We start from the raw sequence: 16,669 nt of genomic DNA on the forward strand, positions 1-16,669 counted from the left end.
TACAACACATATAAAAATAAAAGCAGTGAATTTTCAAAAAAAACTCTTTCCATTAACTTCTTACAAATAGACTATTTTGTCAAGCAGAACCTATCGATGTTCTTTTCTAAGTTTATCAATTTTTGACATAATCAATTCAGTAACTTGTTCTGCTGACGCTTTCTCTTTTCTCATTTCCTCCAAATCAATAGGTTCTCCATAGATCACCTTTAATTTTCGGAAACTTCGATAGGGACCAATGATGGCGCAAGGAACAACCGCTGCTGTGGACCTTAAAGCAAAAAAACCTGCTCCAGAAAGTCCTTTACCTAGTTCGCCAGTCTTACTTCTTGTTCCCTCTGGAAAAAGACCGAAAACTTGACCATCCTTTAGGATTTTTAAGCCTGTTCTAAGTGCTTCTCGATCATTGAATCCCCTTTTTACTGGAAAGGCATTACATTTTCTCACAATATTACCCAAAACAGGAACTGAAAAAATCTCTTCTTTTGCCATGTAGTGTACAGGACGCGGAGCCATAATTCCAACTATAATGGGATCAAAATTATGGATGTGATTCGCACAAAGAAGGACACCACCTTCTTTTGGGAAATGTTCTAATCCGATAGCTTCAACTCTATAAAGTGGTTTAAATACTCCAGTAACCACTGATTTGGCAAAATCATAAAACGTCACGCCTATCCAATCCTTTCGTGCACCAACACCATTATTTTTTCTACAACATCTGTAATTGATAGAGAGGTTGTATCGATTTCCACTGCATCATCTGCTTTTTTCAATGGTGCCACTTCTCTCTCAGAATCGATTTTATCTCTACGAGCAATTTCTTCTTTTAATTTTTCTAAGTCAGACGGGAAGCCTTTTTGGATATTTTCCATATGGCGCCTTTCCGCTCTTTCCTCAACACTAGCAAGTAAAAATACTTTTACCTCCGCATCAGGCAATACATGTGTCCCAATGTCCCTTCCATCCATCACAACGCCGCCTTCTGTGGCAAACGCCTGCTGTCTTTTAACCATTTCTTCACGGACCTTTTGGTGTTTAGCAACATACGAAGTCGAATTGGTAACCTCAGCAAAACGAATTTCATTAGAAACATTTCGCTCATCTACGTATACTAACTGACCTTTATCAGATGGCTGTAATCTAATATCTGTTGATAATAATGTTGCCAATAATGCATCTTCGTCTTCTAGATTCAGTTTATTTACGATTGCCTTATATGTTAAAGCACGGTACATTGCACCAGTATCGATATAAATATATGAAAGATTTTCTGCCACTATTTTAGCAACTGTACTTTTACCGGCTGCAGCAGGGCCGTCTATTGCGATTGATAATTTTTTGTCCATAAATCCTCCTATTTGTCATCATGAGTTTCTTAGGTGTTGTCTATATTTATTTTACCACAAGATATTGGATTGCCTCTTTTTTTACCATGATAAAATATGAAATTTTTAACGATCCTATTGTTATTATTCGCCCAATCAAAAGAAAGCAGGCTGGCCTGCTTTCTCATTTACCCTGAAAGGTTTCAAGAATTTCAGTAAATGTATTTTCATTTACTCCTTCGTATTTTGTCAATTGTTTTACTTGAGGAAGTACATTTAGCTGATGAAAAAAAAGTTGTGTTAGAAATAGAAAAATAAATTGGACGATGATAATTTTTATTAAGACTCTTTCTACCTTTTTCATAACATCCACTCCACCGATTAATATACTTATTATTGGAGTTTTTTGAAAAAAATATAAGGAAAAGCATATGCTTTTCCTTATAACACGTCTTCATAAACAGCCTCAGCATTTTTTAGCTTTTCAACTTTTTCCTCAACACCACTTTTGGCATTAATAAAAATTCGATACGTATCATCATCGATTGTTCCTAGAAACTCATAACAAAGAACTTCCTTGTTAAGATCGTTTATAATAACTGCCTGACGGTCTTCCATGATTTTAGTGTTCGGATTTACTTTTGCTCGAGCTTGCTTCACAGAGAGGGACGGTTTTTCAATAGTTCTAGTATGGAAAGATTTTAAATATTCTTCGGCTGATACACCAATAATATCCCCGTTATCGAGTGCTACCTTTACTTTAATTGATTCAGGATAAATTCGAACGCCATTAATGGATGAAACGAAATTGAACACTCCAATATTGTCATATTGTGTGCTTTCAAAGATTTCTAAACCCTTAAAGCCCGTCTCCTTTAAAAATGCTGCGGCCTTATTATCAGCATCATTTAAACTAATAACTTGTTTTTTTGCATCACGATGATTAATAAACCAAATCGGATGGCCAGCTTTTTTCGTAATATCCATACTGCCTTCCTCACCGGTTTTCTTATCTTTGATTGAAACGCTATAAAAACCATAGTCGGAACCTTTCCCATTCTCTGTAACTTTTACTTCTGAATTCCCGTCAATCTTGATGTATTTTTTCGCAATTTTAATTGCTTCTTGCTTAGAAATGGTTTTTCCTTTTATTTTGTTAAAATTTTCATCTTTTTGTTGCATGTTTGCAAAAGTAGGACCCAAATTTGATTCAGTGTAGCCGCTTACTGTCTTTTCTACAGCTTTAAAGCCATCAATAATCGTATTATCTGTTTTTTCTTTTCCAGATGCCAATGCAAGTTCAACATCCATCCACCGAAGATTATTTTTTAATACCATATGCTGGACTTTTCTGAGATCATCCTGAATATCACCAGATTGCTTATACAGTACCTTTAACGTGTTGTATTCTTCCTTTGAAAGTGGTTCCTTGTCTAAATCTCTAACAGCAGCACGGTAACTGAAATTCCCAATTTTTGATAAGAATTCCTCCGTCTTGTTAAACGGAAGCAGGGTTAACGGCAATTGTCCAACATCACTATGTGCTTCCGAGGTAAGCCTCCATACCTCAATTAAGGAAGGTGACAATGATTGTTTTGAATTCATTGCAAGGGTTGTACCAATCTTATCGTGTAATAAATCTACTTGATAGTTAAGGTCATGAAATGCCCGTTGATACGTGTTTTCCGCATTTAAAAGAACTGCATTTTTCTCCTGGTGTTCTTGATAGCCCCAGTATGCTGTTCCCGCTACACCAACAGCAAGAACTCCAATTAATATTCCTCTTATCAATTTCATTCACCTCTCTACTTACAAAAAATATGTTTCCCGATTCGTTTAATTTGTGGTCGTCCCCAGATCCACCCGCTTGTAGCGGTATCTGGGTTAAAATAATAAAGTGCCTCTCCAGTTGGGTCCCAGCCATTAATCGCATCCAAAACCGCTTTCTTTGCATTTTCATTTGGTGTGAGCCATATTTGTCCATCTGCTACGGCTGTGAATGCACCAGGCTCAAAAATCACTCCTGAAACTGTATTTGGGAATGTGGCACTATTTACCCGATTGAGAATAACAGCTGCCACAGCAACTTGCCCTGTATAAGGCTCACCCCGGGATTCTCCATAAACGGCATTAGCCATCAACTGAATATCATTTTGCGAAAAACCATTTGGTGTGTTCGCTGCCGTCGGTTTTTTAGGTGCTGTTTTCTGGGGTGCTGTGTTTTTTTGTGGCACCGTTTGTTTTGGAGCCTGCTTTGCTGGTGCTTGTTTTGCAGGTGCCTGTTTCGCTGGCGCTTGGTTAGCAGGTGCCTGTTTCGCTGGCGCTTGGTTAGCAGGTGCCTGTTTCGCTGGTGCCTGTTTCCCAGGACTTGGTGCAACCTGTTTACTTTGATCAACCCCGCCATAATGTGTAAACTTTTTGCCAGTGTTAATATGTTTTTTTACAAACTGCTCATTGTATTTACTTGCTTTGGCTAGTTTTAATTTTGTTGTCCACCCTGCAAGCCCATCAATTGGCAGGCCGAATTCATATTGAAAATTTCTTAACGCCCAATATGTGCTCCAGCCAAAAACCCCATCAATCTTACCGTTATAAAAACCCAAATACTGGAGCCTCGATTGAAGCTCAATGACATCATCTCCAACCGCACCCTTTTCAATTACCTGATTAGAGAAAGCCTGCACTTCCTTGCTTTCAGAAATCGATGATGTCACGATCAGAAGGATTAGTATAAATAACTTAATTAGGATTTTCTTCTTTTTCATGGAATTTTAACCCCCATTGTAAATCTTTTTAGCAGTAAACCTATTTTTTGTTTTAATGGGTTTTTTATTCCATTTAAATAAATAAAAAAACCCTTCTTTATGATTGAAGGGTTTTTTGGACAGAATATTGTTTTTTCAAATGATTGGCACTTAAGATTTTTGCTTTCTTAACTTTTCTAAGACCAAACCACCAAAGGAAAATCATAAACGGAAAAATAATCATAAGCCAATTTTCTTGTGAAATTAAGATAAAATCGTAGGCTCCATGGAGAATAAATGGCAAGAATAAGGAAAGAATGACCCACTTCGCTTTATTTCCTTCTGTAAATTTTGCCTTTCCAATATAAAAGCCCATAATTACACCAAATAGGGCGTGACTGGAAACAGGTAACAATGCACGTGTCATGGCGTGTTCGATTCCATTCGCAATTAGATAAAAGATATTTTCGATTGTAGCAAAACCAAGTGAAACAGCTACTCCGTAAACAATTCCATCAAAGGGTTCATCAAACTCTACATGCTGATAAATAACATAAAAGAGTATAAACCATTTAAAGAACTCCTCAAATAGGCCTGAGCTAAGAAATGCATTGAATAGTTCAGATTTTACTATATGTTCTGTTTCAAGGACATGCTGGATAAACATAATGGGAAACACAAGAAGTGCTCCGTACATAAAAGTCCTTAAAACGAATGAAATTGGCTCTGGTTCATATTCATCTTTTAAATAAAAATAACTTAGTAATGCCAGTCCGGGGGCAAGTCCGGCTGATAATATTCCCAGCATGATGAACCTCTTTTCAAATCCATTTTCTTAATCGTAACATGGTTTCTCTATAAAGAAAATGAAAGATTCATTCCAATTCCTAATAGGTATTTATCTTTTGGTTAATTAAAACTTAAAATCTAATTTCATTCAAATTACTGGCAAGCGCAACTGCCAATTTAATTCTTGCTTTTTTAGAGTCATTATCACTTCCAAGAATTACACCCTTATTAAATAGGTCAAAGGCACTTCCTTCATAGTCATAGGTTGTATAAACTGAGCCTTCTTCTGCGCTTGTAGTTATAACTAGTTTCATTCCTTCTGCAATGGCTGTTTCAATTTCTGTCATCATTTTAGGGGCAACTTGACCACGTCCCACTCCCTCTAAGATAATTCCAGCAATCCCCGCCTCCCGCGCTGCCTTAATAAATTTCCCATCCGCTCCAATATAGCATTTAATGATTTCCACTTGAGGGATGGAAGTTTTAATCTCAAAATACTCTCTTTTAATTGGTTTTTGGAAAACATGAACTTGATCATTATCGATAATACCAAGATATCCAAACCCAAATGAGTTAAAGCCTTGAATATTAGATGCATGTTCTTTTTTTACATAACGTGCTGCAAATATTCGTTCATTAAAAACTACCACTGTTCCAGCATTCCTTAAATCATCGGAACAAGCACAATAAATGGCATGACGTAAATTAATATATACATCGCTTCCTAAATCCTCTGGAGAGCGTTGTGATCCTGTCACTACCACAGTTCTGGAATCATTAATTGTTAAATCAAGAAAATAAGAAGTTTCTTCCATCGTATCTGTTCCATGTGTGACAACTACACCTGAAACCGAATCATCCTTAAAATAGTCTTCAATCTTATTCTTCAATAGTAATAAATCATCAAATGTAATATGAATACTAGCCTTCTGAAAAACTGATTCAACAACTACTTCGATGTCCTTTGGCAAATTACACATACTTGCCAATTCTTCACCCGTTATCGCTCCTGAGGCCAATTTTCCTGATTCTTTATTTGTCTTGCTTGCAATAGTCCCACCAGTCGTTAATAAAACTACCTTTTTCATTATTTAGCCACCCTTTTTGCATCTTTTTCGATAATTGAGAGTGCGATTGCTTCTCCGTGAAATCTGCCATTTTCAATAAATATTTCATTTGCATTATTTCCAGCAGCAATTACACCTGCAATATATATTCCCTCTACATTTGTCTCCATCGAATCCGGACTAAAGAATGGCCTTCCAGATTCTTCATCAATTTTTACACCCATATTTTTTAAAAATTGGTGGTCTGGATGGTATCCGGTCATGGCAAATACAAAATCATTGGGTATTGTATTATCTTCAGCGTCTTTTGTATAAATAACTTGATTCTCTGTTATTTCTTTAACGAGGGCGTTAAATTCCATTAAAATGGTTCCTGTTCGAACTAACGATTCAAACTCAGGGAGAATCCAAGGCTTAATACTTGGTGAATATTTATCACCACGGTATAAAACGGTCACTCTCGCACCTGCTTTTACAAGTTCTATGGCCGCATCCACACTTGAATTTTTTCCGCCGACCACACAAACATCCTTATCAAAATATGGATGAGCCTCTTTAAAATAGTGGAATACCTTTGGTAAATTTTCGCCCGGAACATTCATATAGTTTGGATGATCATAATAACCTGTTGCGATGATTACATGGCGTGCACAATACGTATTTTTATTAGTAAAGATTTGAAACATTTCATCCTTTTTAAGAACTTTATTCACTTGTTCGAAAGAGTTTATACGCAGCTGTTTTCGTTTAGCGACTTCTCGATAATAGACAAGTGCTTGATTTCTTTTTGGTTTATAACTCTCAGTAATAAATGGCACTTCCCCAATTTCTAACTTTTCTGCCGTGCTAAAAAATGTTTGATGGGTTGGATAGTGATAAATGGAATTTACCACATTTCCTTTTTCAATGATTAATGGCTCTTTTCCTTTATCCTGAATGGCAATGGCTGCTGCCAAGCCGCAGGGTCCACCACCAACAATTATGATATCTTCTATTTGCATCATAGGTACACTCCTTAATACAATCACATGGATAACAAAAAACTCCTATCGTCTATGATAGGAGTTTTTTAACTATGTTTCAATGGTTAAGTATTATATTTAGCAGCAGCTCGTTATTATATCCAGCCTCTAAAGCGGCTCGCTTCTGCCATTTTTCTAACCCCCACCATATATGCAGATAAACGCATATCTACTCGACGGGTTTGGGCAGTATCGTAAATATTATTAAAGGATTTTACCATTACTTTTTCAAGCTTTTCTTCCACTTCTTCTTCCGACCAATAGTAGCCTTGGTTATTTTGAACCCACTCAAAATAAGAAACCGTTACACCGCCTGCTGAAGCTAAAACATCTGGTACAAGGAGAATACCACGTTCAGTTAAAATCTCCGTTGCTTCGAGTGTCGTTGGACCATTTGCTGCTTCAACAACGATGCTCGCACGAATATTGTGAGCATTTTCTTCAGTAATTTGATTTTCTATTGCGGCTGGTACCAGAATATCGCACTCAAGTTCTAGCAATTCTTTATTAGTTATTGTGTTATTAAATAATTTTGTAACAGTTCCAAAGCTATCTCGTCTATCTAATAAATAATCAATATCTAGTCCATCTGGATCATGCAAGGCGCCATAAGCATCGGAAATCCCAATGACTTTTGCTCCTGCATCATGCATAAATTTAGCTAAAAAGCTTCCCGCATTACCAAAACCTTGGATAACAACACGTGCATCCTCAATTTGGATACCTTTCTTCTTTGCAGCCTCTTGGATACAGATTGTCACACCTTTTGCAGTTGCTGATTCACGCCCATGCGACCCACCTAGAACAAGCGGCTTCCCTGTAATAAAACCAGGTGAATTAAATTCATCTATTCGACTATATTCATCCATCATCCATGCCATGATTTGAGAATTAGTAAATACGTCTGGTGCTGGAATATCTTTCGTTGGTCCTACAATTTGACTAATGGCTCTAACGTAACCTCGGCTTAATCTCTCAAGCTCTCTAAAGGACATATCTCGAGGGTCACAAACGATACCGCCTTTACCACCACCGTACGGCAGGTCGACAATCCCACATTTCAAGCTCATCCAAATTGAAAGGGCTTTCACTTCCGTTTCTGTTACACCGGGATGGAAACGAATCCCACCCTTTGTTGGCCCCACTGCATCATTATGTTGTGCACGGTAACCAGTAAAGATTTTTATGGAACCATCATCCATTCTAATTGGAATTTTAACTGTCATTAAACGTAATGGCTCTTTCAAGAGCTCGTATACCTCTTCAGGATAACCTAACTTTTCAAGGGCCTTATGTATAACTGTTTGTGTCGATTTCAACACATCATGCTTTTCCTCTTGATTAGTCTTTTCATTTTCTCTTTCGGCTACCATTTGTAATCCTCCCTAAAAAAATGCTACGAATGTTGTCATCTTTCAGACACAAGTATACACCTTTCATTCATTTATGCAAGAAGAAAAGTATAAAAAAAGTCCAATTATGTAAACGCTGCCATTGGCATTTTTATATGCAATGGCTAAATATTATTGCGCAATATCATTTTCCAATTTAAGGGCGGTGGCGCCCTTTTTTATCTATAAAAACAATTATTTCTACTTAAAAAAATGAAGAATGGTTTCCACCGCTTGTTGTTCGATTATTCGCTTACCGTACTCAGCTAGAACATATGGACTAAGTATAGATGCATTGCCAAATTCGGATAAAACGCAGGCAGCTTTAATATTTTTTTCCGATTCTAAGTTATCCATTATTAAATAGTAGCGGTTGTTCCATACATAGAGACTCCCGCCGAAAATATTCACAGTGGACAGTCTTTTGGCAAGGCTGATAATATCTTCAAATTCATCAAACTCATACAAGAGGTCCTCATAGCCTTCAACTCTTACTTGCATCTCGATAAAACCATCATACAAAATTTCATCATCTTCTACCACATCATCAACGGTAATAATCAATATCATCCCTTGAGCTTGGAGGGAGAACACCTCTACCGCAACAGAACCTTGAATATCAACATCAAATTCCTCACTTGCCTCTTCCAGCATATCATGGAAAAGCTGATTCCATTTAATGGAGTCCTTCCAAATATCTTCTTTGGAGAGTCCTCTGTCAAATAAATCATCAGAGGTTAGAAAAATCTTTATTTTATTGGCTGTTAAGCGTTCTAAGCGCATGATTTTGCCCCCTGCCGTGACATAACTCTTGTTTTCAGTGTATGCCCCAGGGGTCCGTTGGTGAATTGTCTATATTTATCCTTCGATTACAGAATTCCCATTTAGTGTAATCAGGTGACATTCAGCCGGTGCACCTAACCGGAGTGGAATGGAAGTGGTACCATAACCATTACTTATAAGTTGGACCGTGTTATCCAGCTTTTTTATTTTTCCCCGCTCATGGGGGCTATATCCTAAAATATGAATTTGCCCTCCGTGTGTATGTCCGCTTAACACCAAACGTATTTTATGCTCTGGAAGAATCTTATCTGTAATATTAGGATAATGACTGGCTAATATCTTAAACCCACTTTCTTCCGCATCTAATAAGGCCAAATCTAGGCGATCTCGTTCTTGGTTTAAATCATCTACACCTAGTAAACAAAATTTTTCTCCTTTAACAGATTCAAAGGTAACTGCTGTATTAGCTAATACTTTAATACCCAATTCTAGGAGAATGGTATCCAATTTATGATAATCCACTTCATAATCATTGTTTCCCCAAACAAAATAAACTGGGCCAATTTGTTTTAATTTCCTCAAGTTTGCCTTTACTTTTTCAAAAGATACACCTTTTTCAGTTAAATCACCACCGATCACAACAATATCCGCTTTCCCCATAACTGGATTTATCACTTTATCAGAGATTGTTCGCCTATGTATATCGGAAATAAAAAAAATAGAAATGCTGCCAAGTGATTTAGGAAAGTCAGGAAAGCTGAATTCATGTTCTATGATATTATTTAAAAAAGCTTCTCGTAACATATATATAAGAAGGCATCCACCCAGGATGAACAAGAATACTAATGTTATAACCATTTCTCTTTTCCCCATTTCTTAACTAACGTTCAATGGAAATCATACCATAAAAAAGACTTAAACTAAAAAATGCAATCGTCTGCACCAAACCTAAATAAAAGAGAAGGCAAAAAACAATCAGAAGATATAGATACTCAATGAGAAGGTCAACACCAATTACTTTTCGTTTTTGCCAAGCTATTTTTGTGCCAACGATAAGTTCTGATAGGACTCTCCCAGTTAAGAGAAATCCGATAAAAAAAACTAACGTGGCTGCAAAAAATTTTAAGGGATTTACGACAAGACTTATAAAGAAATCAGATAAGGCAAAAGGTTGTGGTATTGAAATCCATTTGATGAGTATATACCCACATATAAAAATTACAAAATACTTAATCACTTTAATGAACATAAAAACCCCTCCCATACAATGTATGAGAAGGATTTAAAAACTTACCTACTGCTAGTTAATCATCTTCTTGAATGCTCAATATTCTGAAGCCATGGTCTTCCAGCCTCTTGGTGAATTTATCGATATTGTCTTTCTTCTCTATCTTCATAACGATTCTCCGGACAAGTTTATCTGTTTCATCGAAAGTTACCAGAGAAATAATATGCTCGTGGAATTGATGTGCAATTTCAGACAGGCGAGCGATTCGTCCTTCGGTTTCAACTGATGTAAAGGCAATCCGTACACCTGGACGATTCACCCCAAATGCACTTTCGAAAGAACTAATAACATCAGAGCGCGTAACTACACCAAGGAAGTTTTTGTTAGCATCAACAACTGATAATAAAGGAAAATCCTTTAAATCAAGAAGTGTTTTCTCAAATAATTCTCCACCTTCTAGAAACTTATCATGATGTGTAGCAATATCTTTTACAAAAGTTTGGGATAAATACTCATTCTTTTGTTTATCAGACTTAAAATAGCTCATATAAATGTTGTATCTTGTCGCCACTCCTACGTATTTATCTCCACTTAAAACCGGAAGTCCATCAATCTGATATTTTTCCAAACTTTCTAAAGCGTCTTTAAGTGTAGTATTTTCCTGGACAGTAAAACATTCATGCTTTGGAATCATTATATTTTTTACGAACAAATCCATCACCTCGAAATATAATCATGCATTATTTAGTATACTTCTATAAGGCTTGGAAAAAACCCTTTTGCATTTAAGATTATGTCATAGAAAAAGGATTATTTCATATTATTAACTGATGTTGAATAAAGGGAGGACTATTATGAATACACATTTCAAAACCTTTCATCCGTATGTGAGTCCCTTTGACCCTTGTCCGCCGATTCTTGAAAAAGCATACTCTACCCCGCCAAATTTATATATGGGATTTCAACCACCAAACCTGGAACAATTTACACCACTTGAGGCACTTAGAGCCGGTACACTCTGGAAAGCATTCTATGATCCATGGTTTAGTCCACTGGAGCCTGGCAAAGGAGGATTACCCCAATGAAACAAGTTCCTGCCGAGTACTATCAATTAATGGAACAACTACAAGCTGTTGACTTTGTCTTAGTCGAACTAACCCTATATTTGGATACTCATAATGATGATCTTGAAGCCATCAATCAATTCAATCATTACGCAAAAGAAAGAAAACGCCTTAAAAAAGCATTCGAAAGCCAATTTGGACCTCTTTTGCAATTTGGTAATAGTTACTCAAGTTATCCATGGAATTGGGACGATACCCCTTGGCCATGGCAAGTCTAAAATCCGAAGCGCCCGTATTATTTTTTGAGGAGGGATTGGTGTAAATGTGGATTTACGAAAAGAAATTACAATATCCTGTTCGTGTCAGCACTTGTAATCCGAGATTGGCTAAATATTTAATTGAGCAATATGGCGGTGCAGATGGGGAATTGTCTGCAGCACTACGATATTTAAACCAAAGATATTCCATTCCTGACAAAGTAATCGGACTTCTGACAGATATAGGAACAGAGGAATTTGCACACCTTGAAATGATTGCCACCATGGTTTATAAGCTAACAAAGGATGCAACACCAGAACAAATAAAAGCGGCAGGGATTGAGGATCACTATGTAAACCATGACAAAGGTTTGTTTTACCATAATGCTGCTGGAGTGCCATGGACAGCAGCATTTATCCAAACAAAAGGGGATCCTATTGCAGATCTTTACGAAGACATTGCAGCAGAAGAAAAAGCCAGAGCTACCTATCAATGGATTATTAATATGAGTGATGATACAGATTTAAATGATGGTCTACGGTTCTTAAGAGAACGAGAGATTATTCATTCACAGCGCTTCCGTGAAGCCGTGGAAATATTAAAAGACGAACAAGGCAAAAAGAAAATATTTTAACTAAAAAGTGGAAGCTCCTCTAGGCGCTGGAGTTGGATTCAAAAGAAATAAGAAGCAGTTTTGTCCTGCTTCTTATTTTTTTTCATGGTATAGATTAATGTCATATTTTGTTTTCATCATTTCAAAGACAATATGGCGGTTTTTCCATTCTTCTTCTTTTTTCCAGTAATCTTTACTTCGGTCAACAATTTCACAGCGTAATTCATGGTACTCTTTTTCTGCTTTGTCTTTTTTCTCTTTTAATAAGTTCATGGTTCCATACATGCCCACACAAAAGACTAATAGTGTTAAATTATTCGAATCATTAACAAAAGCTGAAAACATCGCAGCAAAGGAATAGGAATAAATGCTGGCAACTGTTAAATATAAATAGACAAAAAAACTTACGGCCAATATAATTGTTCCCCAGATTGAAAGGATATGCCGCTTTTTAAACCGATCAAACTTTTCTTTCCTTTTTCTCACATTTTCAAGCGCTTGTTTGGTTGCTTGATCCGTATTTTCAAGTAATTGGATTGGAGAATCCATTTTATCACCCTCCATTTCTATATATATACATATGAACTTGTCCTTTCTATTATGATTTCTTCATGAAAAAACCGATCACTAAGGGATCGGCTAATTGTTTATCGGTATTTTCAAGACCTGACCTGCATTTACTTGTTTACTCCGAAGATGATTGGCTTTCATAATGATGTCCATCCCCTTGGGAGATTGGTAGTACTTTAAGGCTATTCTATATAGATTTTCGTTTCGTTTAACTGTATGTGTTACAATAGACTTTATTTGTGATTCTGTCGAAGTTCCTGTTGTTTTTTTTAAGGGTTTTTTAGTTTCAGAATGTTTTACCTCGTTGCTAGTTTGTTTTGTTTCATTATTAGCAGGATTCGTTTCCTTTGATTGATCAAAATCCTCGGCTTTTGTTTCTTCTTCGTCATTTGACGTTTCTAAATTAATGGTTTCATATCCAACAGAATCCTCGGTGGTATTTGGAACTCCATTAACTTTTTTAGCTCCATCACGGTACGAAATTACACTAAAAATTATAATCGGCAGGAGAATAAAGAACAAAACTAATAAACGGATGACTGGGTATTTTAGCTTCCACTTTGTTTTTTTCTTCTTTCTCCGATGGATATGCTCACGAGGCGGCAAGTCATCCTTGGCGTCCACTTTCTCATTAATTTTTTCTATACGTTGTTTCAAACGTTCCGCCTGGTCCCTGTATGGTTCTTCGCTATTCATAGCCGCACTCCTCCCCGTGGGTCTTCTCTAGTTGGACTTTTACATTTTATATAAACACCTAATAAAAAATCAATAACAAAATGCATAACAATTGTAACCGCTAAATTATTGGTCCATTCAAAAATTACACCAATCAAAAAGCTTAATATAACAATATTTACAAATAAAAACCAATTAAAAAGATATCGATAGTGAATAATTGCAAAAATAATGCTCGCAAAAACCAATCCTACTTTTGTTTGTATGATTCCTCTAAACAATAATTCCTCACTAAACGCTACAAAAAAAGCAATCAGTATGATGTGAAAAAAGTTTCTATTTTTAAAGATTCTTTCATTTAACCCCCCGTCATCATAAAAGGAAGAAGGCAGCCATTTCATTAAAAGAACATCTAACATCACAATGATTACTCCCGCAGGAATCCCAATTATAAAAATGTTAGAGTCATCCAAAATTATATTTTCTAAATAGGAGAAATGGTCAAAAAATATAAACCCCAATAGTAACGAGATGACACAGAGAATGATTTGTGTCATATACAGATGAAAAAGCAAATCTCTATCCGTTAATCCATTTATTAATTCAAAATACTTCTTTTTCATTCCCTCAACTCACTATTGATTAGAATTTTGGCAAGTAATTCTTTCCAGTTTTGTTCCGTTTTTCTCACCAAAGGTAAATCACTAGAATGACCTGTTTGGTATTCGATTATTTGAAGTCCGCATATGTCACAGCATTTGTTTACCTTGTTTAATAGTGTTTCATCAAAATATTGTAAAATATTTTGACGTCTGCATAATCTAGATTCAGCCCATTTCTTCATTCGATAAATATTATTCTTTTTAATTGTTAATCTTTCCAGAACAAACTCTTTAATGATGTTTCTTAATTGTTTAATACTTGTTGTTTCAAGAGAAGTATTTATTACAAAGTCCTCAACAATCCGCCATTGAATTTCCGAGAAACCGCCAAGATCCATTAGATTGATATCTAAAGTCATCTTCCCATCTATTAACATCCGTTTCTCGTCCAGTTTATTAAACAACCAGTCTATTTGCTGCTCAGATGGTAATTCACTCTCCGCAAGTTGAATCGGCAGTTGTTCATCCCCAGGCGTATATAAAAGGATGGCAATACTTGGTTTGCCATCTCGGCCAGCCCTTCCAATTTCTTGGAGATACGATTCTATTTGCATCGGCATATGATAATGAATAACAAACCGGATATTGTCCTTATTTATTCCCATGCCAAAGGCACTTGTGGCACATATAACATCTAATTGTCCGTACACAAACTGCTGTTGAATCAGTATTCTAGTGGATTGGTCCAAACCGCTATGATAGGCCATCGCTCGGCAGATTCCTTTATCTGATAACAAGGAAGCCATTTGTTCAGCCATTTTTTTACTTGAAAAATAAATAATCCCAGGCTTTTGCAAATTGGCAACAAGCTCACAGACAACCCCTTGCTTTTCGCGGAATTCTAATAATTCTTTAACATAAAAACCTATATTTGGCCTGTCAATTGTGGACTCTATTTTTTTAATTTCATCCAAATCAAGTGAACGAATGATGTCCTCTCTTACTTTTTTGGTAGCAGTTGCAGTCAGCGCAAGTGTGAGTGGATCGCCAAACTTTTTTCTAATTTCACCTAGTTTTGAATAATCTGGCCGAAAGTCAAAGCCCCATTGGGAAATACAATGAGCTTCATCGACTACAAACAATGAAATTGTAAGTTCTTGTAGTTTGCGAAGGATAAAAGGAATCATTAACATTTCAGGTGAGATGAAGATATACTTATACTGTTTCAATTGATGAAGTGCATTTTTCCTTTCATCTGCACTAAGAAAGGAGTTTAACGCAATGACTCTCTTTTCACCAAATTTCTTTAAATGTTCCACTTGGTCTTGCATCAATGAGAGGAGTGGCGATACTATTAAAATTTGCCCCTTTAACATTAGACCTGGCAGTTGGTAACACAATGATTTTCCTGTTCCTGTCGGGAGCATAGCCAATGTATGATGGCCAGACAAGATTGATGTGATTACCTCTTTTTGTCCAGTCTTAAAACTTGGATAACCAAAATGTTCTATTAATACTTTTTCTAGTTCCATTATCTATCACCATATTTCGCCAATACTAGTCTTATTTGAAAATATGTTGCGGTTACAATCTTTTCTCGAATTAACTTTAACTGTTTAGTTGCTATTTGGTGTGAAATTTCTAAAATCTTATTTTGTAATTCTTTATCTACGTAAGTATCGATGGAGAAATTCTCCATATTTAAGGCTAATTCAACCAGATGGTCTTCTATTGTACTTAATTTTAAGTGCCTTATATTTGCAATCATATCAAGTGTATATCCTTGATTTAATAATCTTTGTGTTTTCCTGGTAGATAACGTTAATTCATCATTTTTCATTAGACCTTTAATTAAAAAAGGCAAAATTTTAAACTTATAACCATCTTTCTCAATTTTTCGCAATAAATAATGAAGTGTATTTGTAAAACCAATTTGGTAGTCGTGAAAATTTATATTTAACTGTTTGGCTGCTTGAAGAGGGGTCAAGCCAATTTGTTGAAAACCTGTTAACCGAATTACTAAGATGGCAGGGTCAAACCCGTTTCCCGCGTCAAGACAATCTTCTAATTCTGAATAAAAAGTTGTCCCCATTTCCATCCTAGGCAGATTAATACTTTTTAGAGCGGATTTTAACCAAGTATGAACTTCTTTGTTTTTTTGGATGGGAGTATATCTTGTTTCTCCGAACATTAAATTGGATATCACCTGTACTAATAGGGACAATCTTTCCCAAAATAAGGAGGTCATTTGATGATAGTTCCAGCCTTGAATATACTTCGGCAGTTGAGTTTTTTCTAGAAGCTCTTTTCCAAGAAGCGTAACTATAAATCGTTGTTCTCCGATATTTTTTACCCACTTTTTTTCACTCATCGATTGAATAATTTCTTCAAAAGATTCTCTGGATAATTGCTCATAAATCCCAAAAAAACTTTTCAACGAAAATAAATGGGCATCTTGGATAGTTTGCGATGACTTTTTAGTCAAGCCCATTATTATGTGTAAATTCATTCCTGATGAAAAACAATGTTAAGCAG

The 16,669-nt window shown here is 36.0% G+C and carries 21 protein-coding genes; 3 read left to right on the plus strand and 18 right to left on the minus strand.

All coding sequences use genetic code 11. The annotated features are described in order from the left end of the window. Window positions 1–90: 90 nt before the first annotated feature. The 13 genes from AC4QJR_RS19705 to AC4QJR_RS19765 form a co-directional block, all read right to left on the minus strand. Window positions 91–672 carry a lysophospholipid acyltransferase family protein gene (locus AC4QJR_RS19705; protein WP_098574816.1) on the minus strand — a complete coding sequence of 194 codons (582 nt, stop codon included), beginning with the start codon at window positions 670–672 and terminating at the stop codon, window positions 91–93. A gap of 2 nt (window positions 673–674) precedes the next feature. Next, window positions 675–1,349, minus strand: a complete 675-nt coding sequence (cmk, locus tag AC4QJR_RS19710; protein WP_496523941.1) for a (d)CMP kinase — start codon at window positions 1,347–1,349, stop codon at window positions 675–677. A 163-nt stretch (window positions 1,350–1,512) separates the two neighbouring features. Continuing rightward, complete coding sequence (locus AC4QJR_RS19715; protein ID WP_496523942.1) at window positions 1,513–1,692, minus strand: YpfB family protein; 180 nt, start codon at window positions 1,690–1,692, stop codon at window positions 1,513–1,515. 77 nt (window positions 1,693–1,769) lie between these two features. Beyond that, window positions 1,770–3,119: a germination protein YpeB gene (gene ypeB / locus AC4QJR_RS19720; protein WP_496526716.1), complete on the minus strand. Its 1,350-nt coding sequence runs from the start codon at window positions 3,117–3,119 to the stop codon at window positions 1,770–1,772. A 14-nt stretch (window positions 3,120–3,133) separates the two neighbouring features. After that, window positions 3,134–4,093, minus strand: coding sequence for a spore cortex-lytic enzyme (gene sleB, locus AC4QJR_RS19725; protein ID WP_496523943.1), 960 nt, complete (start codon window positions 4,091–4,093; stop codon window positions 3,134–3,136). A gap of 97 nt (window positions 4,094–4,190) precedes the next feature. Beyond that, window positions 4,191–4,880 (minus strand): glutamic-type intramembrane protease PrsW, encoded by a 690-nt coding sequence (prsW, locus tag AC4QJR_RS19730; RefSeq protein ID WP_251456977.1) that lies wholly within the window; start codon window positions 4,878–4,880, stop codon window positions 4,191–4,193. 112 nt (window positions 4,881–4,992) lie between these two features. Beyond that, entirely contained in the window at window positions 4,993–5,949 is a 957-nt protein-coding gene (locus AC4QJR_RS19735) for an asparaginase (protein WP_375375051.1), read from the minus strand. Then, on the minus strand, window positions 5,949–6,929 hold the full coding sequence (locus AC4QJR_RS19740) for a YpdA family putative bacillithiol disulfide reductase (protein WP_496526717.1): 981 nt from the start codon (window positions 6,927–6,929) through the stop codon (window positions 5,949–5,951). Before AC4QJR_RS19740 ends, AC4QJR_RS19735 begins: the two co-directional genes overlap by 1 nt. Before the next feature lie 116 nt (window positions 6,930–7,045). After that, window positions 7,046–8,323: a Glu/Leu/Phe/Val family dehydrogenase gene (locus tag AC4QJR_RS19745; protein ID WP_098574823.1), complete on the minus strand. Its 1,278-nt coding sequence runs from the start codon at window positions 8,321–8,323 to the stop codon at window positions 7,046–7,048. Window positions 8,324–8,542: 219 nt separating this feature from the next. Next, complete coding sequence (locus tag AC4QJR_RS19750) at window positions 8,543–9,124, minus strand: genetic competence negative regulator (RefSeq protein WP_496523944.1); 582 nt, start codon at window positions 9,122–9,124, stop codon at window positions 8,543–8,545. A 75-nt stretch (window positions 9,125–9,199) separates the two neighbouring features. Continuing rightward, complete coding sequence (locus AC4QJR_RS19755; protein WP_251456988.1) at window positions 9,200–9,982, minus strand: metallophosphoesterase; 783 nt, start codon at window positions 9,980–9,982, stop codon at window positions 9,200–9,202. Window positions 9,983–10,004: 22 nt separating this feature from the next. After that, window positions 10,005–10,373 carry a hypothetical protein gene (locus AC4QJR_RS19760; protein WP_098574826.1) on the minus strand — a complete coding sequence of 123 codons (369 nt, stop codon included), beginning with the start codon at window positions 10,371–10,373 and terminating at the stop codon, window positions 10,005–10,007. 55 nt (window positions 10,374–10,428) lie between these two features. Further along, complete coding sequence (locus tag AC4QJR_RS19765) at window positions 10,429–11,064, minus strand: CBS domain-containing protein (RefSeq protein WP_496523945.1); 636 nt, start codon at window positions 11,062–11,064, stop codon at window positions 10,429–10,431. A 142-nt stretch (window positions 11,065–11,206) separates the two neighbouring features. Here AC4QJR_RS19765 and AC4QJR_RS19770 point away from each other — a divergent pair, with 142 nt between their 5' ends. The 3 genes from AC4QJR_RS19770 to AC4QJR_RS19780 are packed head-to-tail and all read left to right on the plus strand — an operon-like array spanning window position 11,207 to window position 12,308. Further along, window positions 11,207–11,437 carry a spore coat associated protein CotJA gene (locus AC4QJR_RS19770; RefSeq protein WP_098574828.1) on the plus strand — a complete coding sequence of 77 codons (231 nt, stop codon included), beginning with the start codon at window positions 11,207–11,209 and terminating at the stop codon, window positions 11,435–11,437. Beyond that, the gene (locus AC4QJR_RS19775; RefSeq protein WP_098574829.1) at window positions 11,434–11,694 is read left to right on the plus strand and encodes a spore coat protein CotJB; all 261 of its coding nucleotides are present in this window, start codon (window positions 11,434–11,436) and stop codon (window positions 11,692–11,694) included. The genes AC4QJR_RS19770 and AC4QJR_RS19775 overlap by 4 nt, the downstream gene beginning before the upstream one ends. Before the next feature lie 44 nt (window positions 11,695–11,738). Then, window positions 11,739–12,308, plus strand: a complete 570-nt coding sequence (locus tag AC4QJR_RS19780; RefSeq protein WP_098574830.1) for a manganese catalase family protein — start codon at window positions 11,739–11,741, stop codon at window positions 12,306–12,308. A 72-nt stretch (window positions 12,309–12,380) separates the two neighbouring features. On the opposite strand, the gene AC4QJR_RS19785 is transcribed toward AC4QJR_RS19780, so the two are convergent. The 5 genes from AC4QJR_RS19785 to AC4QJR_RS19805 form a co-directional block, all read right to left on the minus strand. Next, a complete protein-coding gene (locus AC4QJR_RS19785; RefSeq protein ID WP_251456994.1) occupies window positions 12,381–12,836 on the minus strand; it encodes a YpbF family protein in 456 nt (151 codons plus the stop codon). 90 nt (window positions 12,837–12,926) lie between these two features. Further along, window positions 12,927–13,553: a LysM peptidoglycan-binding domain-containing protein gene (locus tag AC4QJR_RS19790; protein WP_496523946.1), complete on the minus strand. Its 627-nt coding sequence runs from the start codon at window positions 13,551–13,553 to the stop codon at window positions 12,927–12,929. Then, window positions 13,550–14,155, minus strand: a complete 606-nt coding sequence (locus tag AC4QJR_RS19795) for a CPBP family intramembrane glutamic endopeptidase (RefSeq protein WP_098574833.1) — start codon at window positions 14,153–14,155, stop codon at window positions 13,550–13,552. The genes AC4QJR_RS19790 and AC4QJR_RS19795 overlap by 4 nt, the downstream gene beginning before the upstream one ends. Then, the gene (locus AC4QJR_RS19800; RefSeq protein ID WP_496523947.1) at window positions 14,152–15,666 is read right to left on the minus strand and encodes a RecQ family ATP-dependent DNA helicase; all 1,515 of its coding nucleotides are present in this window, start codon (window positions 15,664–15,666) and stop codon (window positions 14,152–14,154) included. Before AC4QJR_RS19800 ends, AC4QJR_RS19795 begins: the two co-directional genes overlap by 4 nt. Next, window positions 15,666–16,643 carry a YpbB family protein gene (locus AC4QJR_RS19805; protein ID WP_496523948.1) on the minus strand — a complete coding sequence of 326 codons (978 nt, stop codon included), beginning with the start codon at window positions 16,641–16,643 and terminating at the stop codon, window positions 15,666–15,668. The genes AC4QJR_RS19800 and AC4QJR_RS19805 overlap by 1 nt, the downstream gene beginning before the upstream one ends. Between the last annotated feature and the right edge of the window lie 26 nt (window positions 16,644–16,669).

Source organism: Neobacillus sp. BP17 (assembly GCF_059579525.1).

What these genes read in the sequence shown, in the direction of transcription:
- cmk (WP_496523941.1), bottom strand. Translation starts at nt 1,349, where the DNA reads ATGGACAAAAAATTATCAATCGCAATAGACGGCCCTGCTGCAGCCGGT.
- AC4QJR_RS19715 (WP_496523942.1), bottom strand. Translation starts at nt 1,692, where the DNA reads ATGAAAAAGGTAGAAAGAGTCTTAATAAAAATTATCATCGTCCAATTT.
- sleB (WP_496523943.1), bottom strand. Translation starts at nt 4,093, where the DNA reads ATGAAAAAGAAGAAAATCCTAATTAAGTTATTTATACTAATCCTTCTG.
- prsW (WP_251456977.1), bottom strand. Translation starts at nt 4,880, where the DNA reads ATGCTGGGAATATTATCAGCCGGACTTGCCCCCGGACTGGCATTACTA.
- AC4QJR_RS19735 (WP_375375051.1), bottom strand. Translation starts at nt 5,949, where the DNA reads ATGAAAAAGGTAGTTTTATTAACGACTGGTGGGACTATTGCAAGCAAG.
- AC4QJR_RS19740 (WP_496526717.1), bottom strand. Translation starts at nt 6,929, where the DNA reads ATGCAAATAGAAGATATCATAATTGTTGGTGGTGGACCCTGCGGCTTG.
- AC4QJR_RS19745 (WP_098574823.1), bottom strand. Translation starts at nt 8,323, where the DNA reads ATGGTAGCCGAAAGAGAAAATGAAAAGACTAATCAAGAGGAAAAGCAT.
- AC4QJR_RS19750 (WP_496523944.1), bottom strand. Translation starts at nt 9,124, where the DNA reads ATGCGCTTAGAACGCTTAACAGCCAATAAAATAAAGATTTTTCTAACC.
- AC4QJR_RS19755 (WP_251456988.1), bottom strand. Translation starts at nt 9,982, where the DNA reads ATGGTTATAACATTAGTATTCTTGTTCATCCTGGGTGGATGCCTTCTT.
- AC4QJR_RS19760 (WP_098574826.1), bottom strand. Translation starts at nt 10,373, where the DNA reads ATGTTCATTAAAGTGATTAAGTATTTTGTAATTTTTATATGTGGGTAT.
- AC4QJR_RS19770 (WP_098574828.1), top strand. Translation starts at nt 11,207, where the DNA reads ATGAATACACATTTCAAAACCTTTCATCCGTATGTGAGTCCCTTTGAC.
- AC4QJR_RS19775 (WP_098574829.1), top strand. Translation starts at nt 11,434, where the DNA reads ATGAAACAAGTTCCTGCCGAGTACTATCAATTAATGGAACAACTACAA.
- AC4QJR_RS19780 (WP_098574830.1), top strand. Translation starts at nt 11,739, where the DNA reads ATGTGGATTTACGAAAAGAAATTACAATATCCTGTTCGTGTCAGCACT.
- AC4QJR_RS19785 (WP_251456994.1), bottom strand. Translation starts at nt 12,836, where the DNA reads ATGGATTCTCCAATCCAATTACTTGAAAATACGGATCAAGCAACCAAA.
- AC4QJR_RS19790 (WP_496523946.1), bottom strand. Translation starts at nt 13,553, where the DNA reads ATGAATAGCGAAGAACCATACAGGGACCAGGCGGAACGTTTGAAACAA.
- AC4QJR_RS19795 (WP_098574833.1), bottom strand. Translation starts at nt 14,155, where the DNA reads ATGAAAAAGAAGTATTTTGAATTAATAAATGGATTAACGGATAGAGAT.
- AC4QJR_RS19800 (WP_496523947.1), bottom strand. Translation starts at nt 15,666, where the DNA reads ATGGAACTAGAAAAAGTATTAATAGAACATTTTGGTTATCCAAGTTTT.
- AC4QJR_RS19805 (WP_496523948.1), bottom strand. Translation starts at nt 16,643, where the DNA reads ATGAATTTACACATAATAATGGGCTTGACTAAAAAGTCATCGCAAACT.